Source organism: Nocardia sp. NPDC005825 (assembly GCF_040630175.1).
Lineage (GTDB): Bacteria > Actinomycetota > Actinomycetes > Mycobacteriales > Mycobacteriaceae > Nocardia.
Genome location: NZ_JBEXXC010000001.1, coordinates 42,968 through 58,912, shown reverse-complemented (window position 1 = coordinate 58,912; position 15,945 = coordinate 42,968). Strand labels below are relative to the sequence as shown.

Here is a 15,945-nt window from a genome sequence, read left to right as displayed (position 1 = left end):
ATGCAGAAGTACCTGCTGTCGATCTACCAGCCCGAGGGCGAGGCGGATCCCGAGGCCATGGTCCGGATCGTGGCCGATCTGCACCGGTTCAACGAGGAACTGCGCGAGAGCGGCTCGTGGGTGTTCACCGGCGGCCTGCACGCGCCCGGCACGGCAACCGTCGTGCGGGCCGACGGCCTGCTCACCGACGGTCCCTATGTCGAGGGCAAGGAACACGTCGGCGGGATCTGGATCATCACCGCACCCGATCTGGACGCAGCGCTCGACTGGGGCCGCAAGGCGGCCGCCGCGACCACGCTGCCGATCGAAGTCCGCCCGTTCCAGGACGTCGAACCGTATTGAGTCCGACACCGGAGGAGATCGCGGCCGTGTTCCGCGCCGAGTACGGCAGAGCCGTCGCCGTACTCGTGCGCGGACTCGGCGATATCGGCACGGCCGAAGACGCTGTGGCCCATGCGTTCACCACCGCCCTGCAACGCTGGCCGGTCGAGGGCATGCCGCCCAGCCCGGCCGGCTGGATCATCACCACCGCCCGCAACCGGGCCGTCGACGAGCTGCGCCGCGAATCGGTCCGCGCGCACAAACACGCCGAGGCGCAGCGCCTCCGCGACCTGGACGAACCCGCCGAGGAGGGCCCGGTGCGCGACGACCGTCTGCGGCTGATGTTCACCTGCTGCCACCCGGCCCTGGCTCTCCCCGCGCGGGTGGCGCTCACCTTGCGGCTGCTCGGCGGGCTCACCACGACCGAGATCGCCCACGCCTTCCTCGTGCCCGAACCAACCATGGCGCAGCGCCTCGTCCGAGCCAAGGCCAAGATCCGCGACGCCAAGATCCCCTACCGGGTGCCCCGAGACGCCGATCTGCCCGACCGCCTCGGAGCGGTGCTCGCGGTGCTCTACCTGATCTTCAACGAGGGCTATGTCGCCACCTCCGGCACCAAACTCGCGCGCGCCGAACTCTGCGCCGAGGCGATCCGCCTGGCGCGGTTGCTGGTCGAGCTGATGCCCGACGAGCCGGAGGCCGCGGGACTGCTCGCACTGATGCTGTTGATCGAGGCCCGCCGCGACGCCCGCACCGATCCCGCGGGCACTCTGATCCCGCTGGCCGAGCAGGACCGCTCCCGCTGGAACGCGGATCTGGTCACCGAGGGCCGGGCGATCACCCGTGCCTGCTTGCGCCGCGATCAGCCGGGCCGGTACCAGATCCTGGCCGCGATCAACGCCGTGCACACCGACCCCGTCACCGACTGGACCCAGATCCTCGCGCTCTACGACCAACTCGTGCACTTCGACACCGGACCGGTGGTCGCACTCCACCGCGCTGTCGCGCTCGCCGAGGTCCAGGGCCCGGCAGCGGCTTTACCGGTGGTGGATGATCTGAATCTTCGGAGCTACTACCTGTTTCACGCTATCCGCGGTGACCTGCTCGCCCGCCTCGGGCACACGACAGCAGCCGGTCAGGCCTTCGACGCCGCGGCGCAGCTCACCGAGAACCAGTCGGAGCGCACATTCCTGCTCGCCCGGCGCGACCGACTCGGTCCAACGGACCGCTCCCGCACAGACTGACAGACAACTTCTCAGCGTCCGGCAGTCGGCCGCGCCACCACCCCGGCTACGAGGAGGGCGACAGCGCGTTCGACGCGGTCGGTGTCACCGGTGATCCACCAATCCATGATGAGGCCGCGGATACCCGAAACGAGCAGTGTCGCCGAGGCTTCGGGGTCGGGCAGGGTCGGGTCGATGCGGTGCAGGGACTCGGCCATCGGGGTGACCAGCGCGGTGATCGCGTCGGTCGCGTAGGGCCGGAAGGGGCTCCCGGGAACCGTTGCGGCGCCGAGGACTTGGAGCAGGGCGCGCAGGCTCACCGCGCTGTCTCCGGCGGTATTGCGGTCGAAGGAGCTGGTGAGGCGGGTGGCGAGGGTGGCGGTGTCGTCGATGCCGGAGAACATCGCGCCGATGTCGGGGCGGTGGGATTCCAAGGCGGCGATCAACATCGCCTCCTTGGTGCCGAAGTAGTGGATGAGCATGCGGGAGCTGGTGCCCAGGTATTCGGCCAGGGGGCGCAGCGAGAGTTCGGTGAGGCCGTGGTCGGCGATGTAGGCGATGACGCCTTCGAGGAGCTGGGCGCGGCGGGCGTGGTCGAGTGGGCGGGGCACCGGTTGACTGTAGCGGGTGCTACAGGTATTCATGTCTCCATGAGTGTAACGATTGGTACAGAAACTCGACGGGATGTGGTGGTGACGGCGATGGCGGCGACCACCTGTCTGGGCGCCGACCTCGACACCACCTGGTCGCGGCTGCTGGCGGGGGACAGCGGGATCGGCACGCTCACCGACGATTTCGTCACCGAGAATCAGCTGCCGGTGCGGATCGGCGGACGGCTGGTGACACAGCCGGGGGAGCGGTTGACCCGGATCGAGCAGCGGCGGATGTCGTTCGTGCAGCAGCTGGCGCTGGTGCTGGGACGGCAGGTGTGGCAGGACGCGGGGACACCGGAGGCCGAGCCGGAACGACTGGCCGTCGCCGTGGGTACTGGACTCGGCGGCGGGGAGGCCCTCATCAATGCCGTGGACCTGATGAAGTCCGGGGGCTACCGGAAGGTGCCGCCCATGACGGTGCCGATGGTCATGCCGAACGGACCGGCCGCCACCGTCGGTCTGGAGATCGGCGCGAAAGGCGGTGTGTACGCGCCGGTTTCGGCGTGTGCGTCGGGCGCGGAGGCCATCGCCCACGCGTGGCGGCTGATCGCCACCGGTGAGGCGGACGTGGCGGTCGCGGGCGGCGTGGAGGGCCATATCGACGCGGTCCCGATCGCCAGTTTCGCCATGATGCGGGCCATGAGCACCCGCAATGACGAACCCGAGCGCGCCTCACGGCCTTTCGACCGGGACCGGGACGGCTTCGTCTTCGGCGAGGCGGGGGCGCTGCTGGTGCTGGAGTCGGCCGAGCACGCGCGGGCGCGGGGTGCGCGGGTGCTCGGCCGGGTACTGGGCGCGGGCATCACCTCGGACGGTTATCACATCACCGGAACCTCGCCCGACGGCGACGGTGCGGCCCGCGCCATGCGCAAGGCGCTCGCGACGGCGGGGCTGACGGGCGCGGACGTCGACCACGTCGACGCGCATGCCACCGGCACTCCGGTCGGTGACGCCTCGGAGGCCAAGGCCGTCATGGCGGTGACGCCGCACGCGTCGGTGTACGCGCCCAAATCGGCACTAGGACATTCGATCGGGGCGGTCGGCGCGCTGGAGGCGATCCTCACGCTACGCACCCTGGCTGAGCAGATCGTGCCGCCCACATTGAATTTCGAGAATCCGGACCCGGGGATCGAGCTCGACATGGTCGCCGACAAGCCGCGCGAGCAGCGGCTGCGGTACGCCCTGAGCAATTCGTTCGGCTTCGGCGGCCACAACGTCACGCTGGCCCTCGCGCCCGCCTGAGCGGAAATTCGCTCGGCACAATACGATTCGGGCAGGTCAGGGCAGTTTGTCGGTCTGGACGCGCGGGTCCAGTTTGCGCAGGGTGTCGGGCCGGTCGGTCAGGCACGGCCAATCCCGGCTCACCGCTTCGAGAGTGGCGTGCCCGGCGGGGATGAGGGCGTCGGCGTCGGGCCGATCGGCCAGGGTGTCGCCCAGTTGATCGCTGGCGGGACGGTCCAGCGGCTGGATGACGGTATTGGGCAGGTCCAGCAGCACCGTGAGGATGTCCCAGCGGCCGGGCGGGATCAGGGCGCGGGCGGCGGCCAGCGCGGTGGCCGGGACGATGATGGTGTGCCCGGCGTCCGCGGTGGCCCACACCACCGATTGCACGTAGGCCACGCGGTGGGCCCAGGCGGTCAGCGCGGCGGTGTCGAAGACGACGCCGCCCAGGGTCGGGGCGGCGGGGCTCATGCCGCGCCGGCGTGATCGCCGGGGGCCTCCTCGTCATCGGATAAAGGTGGCAACCCCTGCACCGCCCGGGCGCGATTGATCAGATCCAGCGGCGGGCGGCCGCCGAGCGCGTTCTCCAGGCGGGCCAGTGAGTCGGCGCGGTCGACGCGCGCCTTCACCGACTCGGCGACGAACGCGGAGATCGAGGCGATGCGTCCGGAGCTGCGCCAGTCATCGAGAGTGGCGGCGATCTCCTCGGGCATCGTCACGGTTATCTTGCGGGTGCGACGCGGTCTCGCCATACCGCGATAGTAAAGCGGTATGCGCGGCGGGCAAAAGCTGACACCGCGCCGAGCACCGGAACCGCAGGGGCGCAATCCCGCACGAAATCGGGCTATTCGGATCGGCCTGATCGGAAACCTGCCGGTCAGGCACGGGGGCGGGTTCGATACGGTGGAGTGTGCCCACCGCCGTGGGCATCGCCGCAAATCTCCAGTCAAGAGGACATAACTCGATGGATCAGAGTTCGATCGTGTGGGCCGACGGTGCCGTGGTCACCATCGACCAGCGAGCCCTGCCGCACCAGGTGCGGGAGCTGCGGCTCACGACGGTCGACGAGGTCATCGACGCCATCAAGACGCTGGCCGTGCGCGGGGCGCCCGCCATCGGCGTGTGCGGGGCGTTCGGTGTGGTGATCGCGGCCCGGGCCGCCACCACCGACGGCGTCCTCGACGAAGCGCTGGTCGAGGCCGAGGCCGCCCGCATCGCGGACGCCCGCCCGACCGCGGTGAATCTGGCGTGGGGTGTGCAGCGGACGCTGACCAAGCTGGCCGGCGGCATCGAGGCCCTCGAGGCGGAGGCGCTGGAGCTGCTGGCCGAGGACGGCCGGGTGAATCTGGCCGCCGCCACCGAGGCCGCCGATCTGATCCAGCGGCTGTGCGGGGACCGCCCGCTGCGGCTGCTCACCCACTGCAATACCGGTCGCTTGGCCACCACCGCGTGGGGAACCGCCATCGGCGCGCTGCGGGTGCTGCATCAGCGCGGCGCGCTGGCGGAGGTGATCGTCGACGAGACCCGCCCGCTGTTGCAGGGCGCGCGCCTGACCGCGTGGGAGATGGCCGAGGCCGGGATCCCGCACCGGCTCACCATCGATTCGGCGGCGGCCTGGGCCATGGCCACCGAGGGCGTGGACGCGGTGGTCGTGGGCGCGGACCGGATCACCGCCGACGGGGCGGTGGCCAACAAGATCGGCACCTACATGCTGGCCATCGCGGCCGCGCACCACGGCATTCCGTTCATCGTGGTCGCGCCGGAGTCGACGCGCGACATCTCCACGGCGCGCGGCTCCGACATCGTGGTGGAGCAGCGCGCGGCCGCCGAGGTGACCGGATTCGGCGGTGTCGCAACGGCTCCCGAGGGCACGGCCACCTTCAATCCGGCCTTCGACGTCACCCCGGCCGAGCTGGTCACCGCCGTGGTCACCGAGTTCGGCGTGCTCGAGGACCCGGCCACCGCCCGCACCTCCGCCGGTGCGACGACCACGCCGGGATCGGCCGACGCCGCCGGAACCGAGATCGCGGACATCGCGCGCGGCCTGTACGCGAGCGGCTGGATGCCGGGCACCGCGGGCAATATCTCTGTGCGCCAGGGCGATACGGCCGTCATCACCGCGAGCGGGCTGTCCAAGGGCGAACTCACCGCCTCGGACGTGGTCACGGTCGCCGTGGTCGACTCCCGGCCTGTGGACGACTCCGGCCGGAAGCCGTCGGCGGAGACCACGATCCATACCGCCGTCTACCGCACCCGCGGCGCGGACGCCGTCGTGCACGTGCACCCGCCGCACGCCACGGCCGTGTCGATCCGGACCGGCGGGAACGGCGTCACCACCGCACGTTTCGCCGGATACGAGCTGATCAAGGGCCTGGGCTCGGCCCGCCCGGATCTCATCGACATCCCGGTTTTCCCGAATCACGCGGATGTGCCGCGGATCGGCGCGGACATCGAGAAGTATCTGACCGAGCACCCGGAGGCCCCGCCGGTGCTGTTCATCGCCGGGCACGGCATCACCACCTGGGGCGCGTCGCTGGCGCAGGCCCGCGACCGCGCCGAATGCCTCGAGGCGATGTGCGAACTGACCACTCTGACCGGGCACCAGGAGCTCCCGGTGCGCGACCATGTGTGAAACGAATACCGCGTTCCGAGAAGGGAACCTTCGATGACCCTGTTGCAGATCATGTCCGACACCGACGCCGGTGAGGTCGTCCTGCGCACCGATGACGACGCGGTGATCGCCGCCGAACTGGGCAAGCGCGGCATCACCTTCGAGCGCTGGCCGCTGCTGGAGGGCTTCAGCGCCGCTACCACGACCGAGCAGCTGCTGGCCGAATACCAGGGCCGCATCGACGAATTGAACGCCGACGGCCGCTACAAGTTCATCGACGTGGCGCGCATCCATCCCGACGACGCCGACCCGGAGTGGCCCGCCAAGGCGGTCGCCGCGCGCACCAAGTTCCTCGACGAGCATCGGCACGCCGAGGACGAGGTCCGGTTCTTCGCCGCCGGCGCCGGCTGCTTCTACCTGCACCTGGGCAACGAGGTGCTGGCGACGGTGTGCACCGCGGGCGATCTGGTGTCGGTGCCCGCGGGCACGCTGCACTGGTTCGACATGGGCACCCGCCCGGAGTTCGTGGCCGTGCGGTTCTTCGAGGAAGAGGACGGCTGGATCGGCGATTTCAGCGGCGACAAGATCTCCGCGGGCTTCCCGACCCTGGACGAATTGCTGGCCCCGGCATGATCAAGGCGGTCGTGCTCGATATCGAGGGGACTACCAGCCCGACCAGTTCGGTGCGGGAGGAGCTCTACGGCTACACCCGGGAACGGCTCCCGGGCTGGCTGGCCGAAAACCGCTCCACCTCCCAGCGCTTCGGCGGCGAAGCCGATCCCATCATCGAGGCCACCCGCGCTCAGGCGGACCGCCCGGACGCCGACGTCGCCGAGGTGGCCCGGATTCTCATCGAGTGGCTCAACACCGATGTGAAGTCCGAGCCGCTCAAGGCCGCCCAGGGCATCATCTGCGCCGAGGGGTTCCGCAACGGCGCGCTGCACGGCGAATTCTTCCCCGACGTCGCCCCGGTGCTGCGGGCCTGGCGTGACGCGGGGCTGGAGCTCTACATCTATTCGTCGGGTTCGGTGCGCAATCAGAAGGATTGGTTCGAATTCGCGCGCGGCGGCGATCTGTCCCCGCTCATCAGCGGGCATTTCGACCTGTCGACCGCGGGACCGAAGCGCGAGGCCGCGTCCTACGAGAAGATCGCGAGCGCCATCGGCGTTCCGGCCGAACAGATCCTGTTCCTGTCCGATCACCCGGACGAGGTGGACGCGGCGGCGGCCGCGGGCTGGCAGGCCGTCGGCGTGACCCGCCCGGGCGAGCCGAACAGCCCGCGCGGCCCGCACCGCTGGATCAGCGATTTCGCGGACGTCGCCCCCAACTGAGCGGCGCCGCAACGGCATTGACGCAGGCCACGACCGAAATCGAGCCCGCCCGGCACACGCCGGACGGGCTCGATCCGTCTTCGCCGAAGAACCGCTCAGCGCACCCCGGCGGTGGCGGCCCGCTCGATGAGGTACTCGACGAGCGTCATCAGCACGTTCTTGGCCGAGCCGCGATCACGAGCGTCACAGAGCAGCACCGGGATTCGCTCGTCCAGGTCGAGGGCGTCGCGCACCTCGGCCGGGGTGTAGAGCGGTGCGCCCTCGAAGCAGTTCACGGCCACCGTGAAGGCTACGCCGCGACGCTCGAAGAAGTCGATCGCCGCGAACGAGCCCTCGAGCCGGCGGGTGTCGGCCAGCACGACCGCGCCCAGGGCGCCGCGGGCCAGCTCGTCCCACAGGAACCAGAAGCGATCCTGTCCGGGGGTGCCGAACAGGTAGAGGACCAGGTTCTGGTCGATCGTGATACGGCCGAAGTCGAGCGCGACCGTGGTGGTGGTCTTGCCCTCCACCCCGCGCAGATCGTCTACGCCCGCGGACAACTCGGTGATGAGTTCTTCGGTGCGCAGCGGAGTGATCTCACTGATCGCCCCGACCATCGTGGTCTTGCCCACGCCGAAACCGCCCGCGATGAGAATCTTCACCGAGGCGGCCATGGGCGCGGCGGAATCAAAGTTTTCGGATGCCATCGAGTACCGCTCGCAGAATGTTGAGGTCACCGGGTGCGGCTTCGGGGGAGGCCGGGGCCCGGAACTTGAGGATGTTGTCGGAAATCAGGTCCCCCACCAGAATCTTCGTCACCGCCAATGGCAACCGCAGTGCGGCCGAGACCTCGGCCACGGTCAGCGGAAGCCGGCACAACCGCACGATTTCCGTGTATTCCGGCTCGGCACGCCGCAGCGGTGGGGCCGCGTTCGGCACCACCACCACCGTCAGCATGTCCAGATCGTGCCCCGCGCCCATGGTTCGGCCACCGGTCCGTGCGTAGGGACGCACGAGCGGACCGGCCGCGTCATCGAACCACTGTTCCCCCGGCCCCGCGCTCATGACAGCCGCGGATTGCCTTGTCCGGCCAGGTTGTGGCGCGGTGTGGTGGACAGGTAGTTGCCGACCCGCTGCACGGTCAGGTTCATCTCGTAGGCGACCATGCCCAGGTTGGCCTGTTCGGTGGCCTGTAGCGCGAGGCAGGCATGGCTGCCGGCGGCGGTCACGAACAGCACCGCCCGCTCGAGTTCGATGACCGCCTGGCGGACGCCACCGCCGTCGAAGCGGCCACCGGCGCTGCGTGCCAGCCCGTAGAGGGTGGAGGACATGGCACCGAAGTGCTCCGCGTCCTCGCGGCTCATGGCGGATGAGCGGCCCAGCAGCAGTCCGTCGGTGGAGTGCACCACCGCGTGACGGACGCCCGCTAGCCGGTCGACCAGATCATCGAGTAGCCAGTTGAGATCACCAGCGTTTGAGGTGGTCACCGTCGCCTTCCTGTCGTTCCTGCTGGGTGCCTTCGAAGAAGGCCTGGGACTCAGGCCCGAACGAACCGGGATCGGCCTGCCGGCCCTGCCTGGTTCCGTTTTCGATGGCGGAGAAAAGGTCTCGGGCCTGCTCGGCCGTGCGGGTGGCCTGGACCGCCGACTCGGGGGTCGACTGCTCCTTCGCCAATTCCGGTGCGAGACTTGCCTGCCGGTGCCGTCGCGGAAGCGCGGGCCGGGCGTCGGAGCCAGTGTAATGGGACCGATCGTGTTCGCGAGCACGGAAGCCGTTTTCGGACGGCGGGACCGCGCCGTTCTGCAGGTCCAGTCGCGGCTGCTGCGGCGGTTCGGGCCGCGGCGGCGAGGTGGGCGGGTCGAACGGCGTCGCCGCGCCGAAGGACATGACCGGTGGCACGGCCGAGTCCGTCGTGGGGCCGAAGGTGCTGGTGGGCGGGGCGAACGAACTCGTCGGCGGGGTGAAGGAACCCGTTGTCGGACCGAAGGATCCGGCCGACGGGGCGAACGAGCCCGTCGATGGACCGAAAGGCTCCGGTTCCGGCTCGGCCGGGGCGACCGGCGCCTCGGGCGGAGTCGTCAGCGGCGCATCGTAGTTCAGCAGCGGCAGGTCGTAGCTCGAGGTCATCGACGGCGGGACCGCCGGGGCAGCGGGCAGCTGCGGCAGCGCCGCCACCGCGGCCGACGCGGCGGACAGCCCGCCCGTCTCGAGCTGACGCGGCGCCACCGGGATCTCACCGGTGCGGCCGGAGGCCTGCACGGTCAGAATGGTGGGCACCAGCACGATGGCGCGCACGCCGCCGTAGTCGGATTCGGTGAGGCGCACCGTGATTCCGTGGCGCGATGCCAGCTGGGCGACCACGAAGCGGCCGAGGCGGAAGTCGTCGGGCAGCATGGCGACACCGAAATCCGGGGCCTCGCGCAGCACCTCGTTGATCCGCGCGAGCTCTTCCTCGGGCATACCCATGCCCTGGTCGATGATCTCGATGGCGACGCCCTTGCCGACCACGTTGCCGCGCACCTCGACCTGCGACTGCGGCGGCGAGAAGTGGGCGGCGTTGTCGACCAGCTCGGCGAGCAGGTGCACGAGGTCGGCCACCGCGCTGCCGACGATCGACACCTCGGGCAGGCGGGCGATCTTGACGCGGGTGTAGTCCGCGGTCTCGCCGACGCTGGAGCGCACGATCTCGAGCAGCTGCACCGGGTTTCGCCACTGCCTGCCAGGCTGACCGCCCGCGAGAATGATCAGGTTCTCGGCGTTGCGGCGTTCGCGGGTGGCGAGGTGGTCGAGGCGGAAGTAGATGTCCAGCAGCGCCGGATCCTCCTGCTGCGACTCCGCGGCGTCGAGGATCTCCAGCTGGCGGTGCACGATGACCTGGCTGCGGTGGGCGATATTGAGGAACATCGCCTTGACGCCCTCACGGGTGCGAGCCTCGGTGATGGCGGCCGACACGGCGGCGGCGTGGGCGTGGGTGAACGCCTTGGCCACCTGGCCGATCTCGTCGTGGCCGAAGTCCAGGATCGCCTTCTCGTCGGCCGGGTCCAGCGGACGGCCGTCGCGCAGCTTGGCCATGATCTCGGGCAGCCGCTCGTCGGCGAGCACCAGCGTCTCGTTGCGCAAGCCCTTGAGGCGGCGGATGATCCGGTTGGCGAGGATGAGCGAGACCAGGAAGGCCAGCGCCGATACCGCCACCATGGCGCCACCGACGAGTGCGGAGTTCCGGGCGTCGGTGTCGGCGACCTCGGCCGCGGCCCGCTCGTTGTGCTTGCTGTTCTTGTCCCACAGCTTCAGGACCTGGGCGTTGAGGCGCGACACCGTGTCCCGCCATTCCTGCGGGGTGAAGGTCAGCGGCGCGACCACCGGGGGAGTGCCGGGCTTGACCGGAGGCAGCGTCATGGGATCGAGAGCCCGCGAAAGCAGGACGTTCTCCATCATGACGACCTTCGTCCAGTCCGGATCGTTCATCAGGGCCTGCATGTCGGCATTGCCGGCGCCGCCGTCACCACCGGCGAGCACGCCGAGGTTGACGCGGTAGGTGCCTGCCACACGCGAGAACTCGATGGCCAGCTCGGGCGGCAGCGCACCGCCCGAGAGCAGCACCTCGGCCACAGCGGCCTCGCGGGAGAGCATTTCGGCGGACTGCACGATCTGCAGGCCGTTGATCATCTCCATGGCGACCGCGGCGTTGGGCGCGCGGTCGGCGACGATGCGAGTGCCGATCCAGATGAACTCGAGCACTTTGCCGTAGAAGTAGTACGTGTCCGACACCGACACGCCGTTGGTGTCGATCCCGGTGCGCAGTCCGGCCAGCTGGCGGGTGAGGGTCAGGAACCCGCCGACGTCTCCGGTGACCGATTCCGGACCGGATTCGCGCATGGACGCCGATACCGGCGCCATCCCCAGCAACGCGTTGTCGAGCCGGGTTCGCGCCTGCGCGAGGGCCTTCGGGTTGGCGTCGTCGCCACCGGCCATCTGCGCCAGCGAGAGCTGGCGCTCCTGCTCGACCGCGGCGATCAATTCTCCGGTGGGCGCTCCGGCCGCGGACAACGCGTCCGCCCATTCCCGCGCCTGCTTGCTCTCGACCACCAGGTATCCCGCGCCACCCACGCCGATCGCGAGCAGCGCCAGGCTCGGGACGAGTGCGATGGCAAGCACGCGGGTGCGGACCCCGAGCCTTGCTCTGAACATCGGGCAAAGGTAACGGGACGTAGGTCACATATGCCGCATCGATCCCGTTGGGCGGGAGTGCGTTTGACAGCCCGGGTCATGCATGCCGGTGCATCGCATTCGAAGCCGTCGGACAGCAATCTAGCAGCTACCCTAATAGATGGCGGCACAGGACGATTCGCGCCGCTCAGGCGTGTCGCCGCGAATCGACGGCATGGGACGAATCCGGCGTGGCGTCCGGCGGTTCGCGCTCGATCAGGACCGTGGGCAGCAACACGATCGCGCGGACGCCGCCATGATCGGAATCGGACAAACGCACCGAGATGCCGTGGCGGGCGGCCAGCCGGGACACCACGAACAGGCCCAGCCGCGAGTCCTCGGACAGCCGGGTGACCGCGAAGTCCGGTGCGGCGCTCAGCAGCTCGTTGCGGCGGTCCAGGTCCTCGGCGGGCATGCCCATGCCCTGATCGCTGATCTCCACGACCACGCCGCGGGCCACCGCCGTGCCGGTGATCTCCACCCAGGACTGCGGCGGGGAGAAGGAGGCGGCGTTGTCGACCAGCTCGGCCAGCAGGTGCACCACATCGGCGACCGCCGCACCGACCAGGAAAACCGCTGGCAGACGGCCGATTCGAACCCGCTGGTAGTCGGCGGTCTCCCCGGCGGCGGAACGCGCCAGTTCGAGCAGGGGAACCGGGTTGCGCCACTGCCGGCCGGGGCGTCCGCCCGCCAGGATGATCAAGTTCTCGGCATTGCGGCGTTCCCGGGTGGCCAGGTGGTCGAGGCGGAAGTAGATGTCCAGCAGCGCCGGATTCTCCTGTCGCGCCTGCGCGGCGTCGAGGATCTCCAACTGGCGGTGCACCACGACCTGGCTGCGGTGCGCGATATTGAGGAACACCGACTTCACGCCCTCGCGGGTGCGGGCCTCGGTGAGCGCCGCGCCGACGGCCGCGGCGTGCGCGTGCCCGAACGCCCGCGCCACCTGCCCGATCTCGTCGTGGCCGAAGTCGAGGACCGGTGCGGCGGCCTCGATCTCGAGGTGCTCGCTCGCGGCGAGGCGTCGCATGGTCTCGGGCAGTTCGTCGTCGGCGAGCGCGAGGGTGCGGTCCCGCAGCCGCCGCAGTCTGCGGATGATCTGGTTGGCCAGCGCCAGCGCGACCAGGATCGAGATCGCGCCGAGCCCCACCATGCCCGCCCCGGCCCATACGGATTTTCGGGTGGTGTCGGAGGCCGCGGCCACCGCCAGCCGCTGGGCCTCGTTGTTCTCGGCCTGCCAGAGCTCAGCCAGCCTGTGGGCCACCTCCGCGGCGCTGCGCTGCCACTGGTCGACCGGGACCGGAAGCGGTTGCGGCGCGGACCGTTTGGCCGACCCCTCCGGCACGGCCAGCGTGCGCTGGGCCAGCACCGGTTCCACCTGGCCCAGGTGCAGCCAGGCGGCGCTCCACACCAGGGCGCGCGCCGCGGCGGCCTGAGCCTCGTCGGGCGCCGCCACGATGGCGGCGACCCCGGTGCGGTAATAGCCGACCAGGCTGAGATATTCGGCCCCGAGCTCGGGGGACAGATGGTTCCCGTCGAGCAGCGACACCGCGAGCGCGTTGGCGCGGCTCATCGCCTCCAGACAGTGCAGCACCTCCGAGGCCTGTGTGAGCTCCACGGCGGTGGCCGAGTCCGGGGCGGTGCGTTGCGCGACCTCCACACCCGCCATCACCGACTGCGGGATGCGGTTGTAGAAGGCGTAAGCGTCCGCCGGGGACACGGTGCCCGCGTCGATCCCGGACCGAATCCCCGCCAGCTGCTTACTCGTTTGCCCCAGCGCCGTCGTGGCCTGCCCCATGGAATCGGGCCCGATCCGCGACAACTCCGACTGTGCCGGCGCGAGCAACCGCACCGCGGTATCGAGTCGCTGCCGCGCGGTGGTCAGCTGCCGCACCTCGACATCCACCCCGGCCAGCCGCCACAATGTGAGCTGCCGCTCGGCCTGCACCGCCTCGATCAGCTCGCGCGTGGGCGCGATGCCGGCCTGCATCTCACCGGCCCACGTTCGAGCACGCGAAGCGCGGTCCACCAGAACACCGGCGGCACTGTTGCCACTGACCGCCAGCGCCAGACTCGGGACCAGTGCGATGGCCAGAATGCGAGTCCGGACGCCGAGCTTCGGGAAATGCATCGCCGCAACGTAGCCGGGCGTCGGATCCGCCGTCGGCGCGAGTCCTTTTGTGCGGGATGGTGTTTGACAGCGCTCCGGCGCGTCCCGTAGGCCCTGGCCGCGGGGCATCCGTTAACCTGCGAGCCAACTGTGAGATTTCTGCGAGTCGGAAACCAGCAAACCGGCAGCACTAGCTTCAGCCGCGCCCGGATTCGCGGGCCGCGCCGCCGGACCTCGGGGGACGCGACGACGGAGGAGACGAAGTGCAGCACAGGAAACGCGCGTGGTCGGTCGCGATCGCGACGGCGACCGCCGCGGCGGCGGCCGCGACGCTGGTCGCCGGATGCGGGTCGGACAGCAAGGGCGACAACGAGGTCCACAACATCATCTACCTGCTCGGTGACGGTATGGGGCGCACCCATGTCACCGCCGCGCGCCAGCGGTTCGAGGGCGCGGGCGGGCAGTTGCAGCTCGAGAAGCTGCCGTATGTGGGCGCGGTCGCGACCTACGCGGTGGAGCCGAACAGCGCCAAGCCGTCGCTGGTGACCGACTCCGCGTCCGCGGCCACCGCGTGGTCGTCGGGCGTGAAGACCTACAACGCCGCCATCGGCGTGGACGCCTACGGCAAGTCGGTGCCGACGCTCATGGAGCAGGCCAAGGCCGCGGGCTTCGCGACCGGCAATGTCAGCACCGCCGAGATCACCGACGCCACCCCGGCGGGCATGTTCAGCCACGCGCTGCTGCGCGGCTGCCAGGGCCCCACCTTCAGCGATTCGACCTGCCTGCCCAAGAAGGCCGACGGCAGCTACGAGGCGCAGCCGGCGGACAAGACGCTGGTCACCCCGATCGCCGAGCAGATCGCGCGCAACAACACCGCCGACATCATCTTCGGCGGCGGCCTGGCCCGCTTCGAGCCCGATGACCAGAAGGCCATGCTGGACAACGGCTATCAGGTGCTCGGCTCCATGGGCGATCCCGCGCTGAAGGCGCAGACCGCCGAGAGCCAGAAGGTGGCCACCGCCGCCGACCTGAAGTCGGTGACCGGGCAGAAGGTGATCGGCCTGTTCAACCGCGGGAACATGACCGTCACCAATGCGCGTAACGCGCTGCCGGATTCGGCTCCGCAGAAGCAGGAGCCGACGCTCAAGGACATGACCACCAAGGCGATCGACCTGCTGTCGGCGCGCAAGGGCAAGGGCTTCCTGCTCCAGATCGAGGGCGCGCTCATCGACAAGCGCTCGCACGCCAACGACGCCGCCCAGACCCTCGACGAGGTCAAGGCGTTCGACGACGCCGTCGCCGCCGCCATGGACTTCGCCAAGAAGGACGGGCACACCATGGTGATCGTGACCGCCGACCACGAGTGCGCGGGCTTCAACATCATCGAGAAGAACACCTTCACCAACGCCGAGGCCGTCGCGCCGCCGACGAACGTGGACGCCACCAACCCGGCCAACAACAGCAAGCCCGGCCGTGACGGCAAGGACAACGTGAAGGACCCGGTCCGCTCGCCCGGCCTGGTCAACGGTGCGGGACAACAGGATCCGCGCAACTTCGCCCCCGCTACCTTCCGCACGCCCGACGACCCGGCCGAGGTGAAGGACGGCACGCCCGAGGCGAGCCTGTGGCTGACCTACCTGTCGGGCAACCACACTGGCGCCGACGTGCAGATCTACGCCTACGGCCCGGGCGCGCAGGTGTTCGCGACCAGCCAGGACAACACCTCGCTGTACACCAAGATGCACAAGGCGCTGCTGCCGTGACGCGGCGAACCGGAGCGATGATCGCGGGTCTGCTGGCGGTGGCGGGCCTGGGCACGGGATGTTCCTCCGCGCCGCAGCCCGCGAGTCCGGCGCCCGCGGCCGCTCCGGTGGCCGCCCCGCGCACGACCGAGCCGCCGGCCGCGACGCTCGCGATCCCGGCGGGGGAAGTGCGCCTGGCGGCCGGGCCGTTCACCGACCGGGTGCGGCTCAGCGGCACCCGCCTCGAAGGGTCGTCCGTGCGTGGCACTCTGGCGATCACCTCCGATGTCAGCGATGTACTGGCGCTGGAGGTGAGTGCGGCGTTCTACGACGCCAATGGCCGACTGGTCGGTACGGGGATGTTCCAGCACGCCGACGAGGAACCCACCGGTGGCGGGTCGCACGTACCCAGTGTGAACGGCATTCCGTTCACCATCGTGTCGGCTCCGGCCGATGCCCCGGTCTCGGCGGCGGTGCTGTCGATTCCGGTGCTGGTGAACGAATAAGGTTGGGCCGCACGTCGTTCGGTGATCCCGCGCACGCACCCCTCG

At 70.0% G+C, this 15,945-nt stretch carries 16 protein-coding genes; 8 read left to right on the top strand and 8 right to left on the bottom strand.

The window, feature by feature from the left end; genetic code table 11:
• Complete coding sequence (locus tag ABZ382_RS00280; RefSeq protein ID WP_357081754.1) at positions 1-342, top strand: YciI family protein; 342 nt, start codon at positions 1-3, stop codon at positions 340-342.
• Positions 339-1,565, top strand: coding sequence for a sigma-70 family RNA polymerase sigma factor (locus ABZ382_RS00275; RefSeq protein WP_357081752.1), 1,227 nt, complete (start codon positions 339-341; stop codon positions 1,563-1,565). The genes ABZ382_RS00280 and ABZ382_RS00275 overlap by 4 nt, the downstream gene beginning before the upstream one ends.
• An 11-nt stretch (positions 1,566-1,576) precedes the next feature.
• Here ABZ382_RS00275 and ABZ382_RS00270 read toward each other — a convergent pair whose 3' ends face one another.
• Positions 1,577-2,155 (bottom strand): TetR/AcrR family transcriptional regulator, encoded by a 579-nt coding sequence (locus ABZ382_RS00270; RefSeq protein ID WP_357081750.1) that lies wholly within the window; start codon positions 2,153-2,155, stop codon positions 1,577-1,579.
• A gap of 39 nt (positions 2,156-2,194) precedes the next feature.
• Here ABZ382_RS00270 and ABZ382_RS00265 point away from each other — a divergent pair, with 39 nt between their 5' ends.
• Positions 2,195-3,439 (top strand): KasA/KasB family beta-ketoacyl-ACP synthase, encoded by a 1,245-nt coding sequence (locus ABZ382_RS00265; protein ID WP_357081748.1) that lies wholly within the window; start codon positions 2,195-2,197, stop codon positions 3,437-3,439.
• Between the two features lie 36 nt (positions 3,440-3,475).
• On the opposite strand, the gene ABZ382_RS00260 is transcribed toward ABZ382_RS00265, so the two are convergent.
• Together ABZ382_RS00260 and ABZ382_RS00255 are read right to left on the bottom strand one after the other, a co-directional pair.
• Positions 3,476-3,889, bottom strand: a complete 414-nt coding sequence (locus ABZ382_RS00260) for a hypothetical protein (RefSeq protein ID WP_357081746.1) — start codon at positions 3,887-3,889, stop codon at positions 3,476-3,478.
• The gene (locus ABZ382_RS00255) at positions 3,886-4,170 is read right to left on the bottom strand and encodes a hypothetical protein (protein WP_357081744.1); all 285 of its coding nucleotides are present in this window, start codon (positions 4,168-4,170) and stop codon (positions 3,886-3,888) included. The genes ABZ382_RS00260 and ABZ382_RS00255 overlap by 4 nt, the downstream gene beginning before the upstream one ends.
• Before the next feature lie 212 nt (positions 4,171-4,382).
• Here ABZ382_RS00255 and mtnA point away from each other — a divergent pair, with 212 nt between their 5' ends.
• The 3 genes from mtnA to mtnC are packed head-to-tail and all read left to right on the top strand — an operon-like array spanning position 4,383 to position 7,360.
• On the top strand, positions 4,383-6,050 hold the full coding sequence (gene mtnA / locus ABZ382_RS00250; RefSeq protein WP_357081742.1) for an S-methyl-5-thioribose-1-phosphate isomerase: 1,668 nt from the start codon (positions 4,383-4,385) through the stop codon (positions 6,048-6,050).
• Between the two features lie 33 nt (positions 6,051-6,083).
• Positions 6,084-6,662: a cupin gene (locus ABZ382_RS00245; protein ID WP_357081740.1), complete on the top strand. Its 579-nt coding sequence runs from the start codon at positions 6,084-6,086 to the stop codon at positions 6,660-6,662.
• A complete protein-coding gene (mtnC, locus tag ABZ382_RS00240) occupies positions 6,659-7,360 on the top strand; it encodes an acireductone synthase (protein WP_357081738.1) in 702 nt (233 codons plus the stop codon). The genes ABZ382_RS00245 and mtnC overlap by 4 nt, the downstream gene beginning before the upstream one ends.
• A 95-nt stretch (positions 7,361-7,455) precedes the next feature.
• Here mtnC and ABZ382_RS00235 read toward each other — a convergent pair whose 3' ends face one another.
• The 5 genes from ABZ382_RS00235 to ABZ382_RS00215 form a co-directional block, all read right to left on the bottom strand.
• Positions 7,456-8,046 (bottom strand): ATP/GTP-binding protein, encoded by a 591-nt coding sequence (locus ABZ382_RS00235; protein WP_357081736.1) that lies wholly within the window; start codon positions 8,044-8,046, stop codon positions 7,456-7,458.
• Positions 8,027-8,404 (bottom strand): DUF742 domain-containing protein, encoded by a 378-nt coding sequence (locus tag ABZ382_RS00230; RefSeq protein ID WP_357081734.1) that lies wholly within the window; start codon positions 8,402-8,404, stop codon positions 8,027-8,029. Before ABZ382_RS00230 ends, ABZ382_RS00235 begins: the two co-directional genes overlap by 20 nt.
• Positions 8,401-8,826, bottom strand: a complete 426-nt coding sequence (locus ABZ382_RS00225; RefSeq protein ID WP_040857697.1) for a roadblock/LC7 domain-containing protein — start codon at positions 8,824-8,826, stop codon at positions 8,401-8,403. The genes ABZ382_RS00230 and ABZ382_RS00225 overlap by 4 nt, the downstream gene beginning before the upstream one ends.
• On the bottom strand, positions 8,804-11,527 hold the full coding sequence (locus ABZ382_RS00220) for a nitrate- and nitrite sensing domain-containing protein (RefSeq protein WP_357081732.1): 2,724 nt from the start codon (positions 11,525-11,527) through the stop codon (positions 8,804-8,806). Before ABZ382_RS00220 ends, ABZ382_RS00225 begins: the two co-directional genes overlap by 23 nt.
• Before the next feature lie 166 nt (positions 11,528-11,693).
• Positions 11,694-13,673, bottom strand: a complete 1,980-nt coding sequence (locus ABZ382_RS00215; protein WP_357081730.1) for a nitrate- and nitrite sensing domain-containing protein — start codon at positions 13,671-13,673, stop codon at positions 11,694-11,696.
• A 242-nt stretch (positions 13,674-13,915) separates the two neighbouring features.
• Between ABZ382_RS00215 and ABZ382_RS00210 the strand changes: the two genes are divergently transcribed.
• Positions 13,916-15,415, top strand: a complete 1,500-nt coding sequence (locus tag ABZ382_RS00210; RefSeq protein ID WP_357081728.1) for an alkaline phosphatase — start codon at positions 13,916-13,918, stop codon at positions 15,413-15,415.
• On the top strand, positions 15,412-15,900 hold the full coding sequence (locus tag ABZ382_RS00205; protein WP_357081726.1) for a hypothetical protein: 489 nt from the start codon (positions 15,412-15,414) through the stop codon (positions 15,898-15,900). The genes ABZ382_RS00210 and ABZ382_RS00205 overlap by 4 nt, the downstream gene beginning before the upstream one ends.
• The last annotated feature ends 45 nt before the right edge of the window (positions 15,901-15,945 follow it).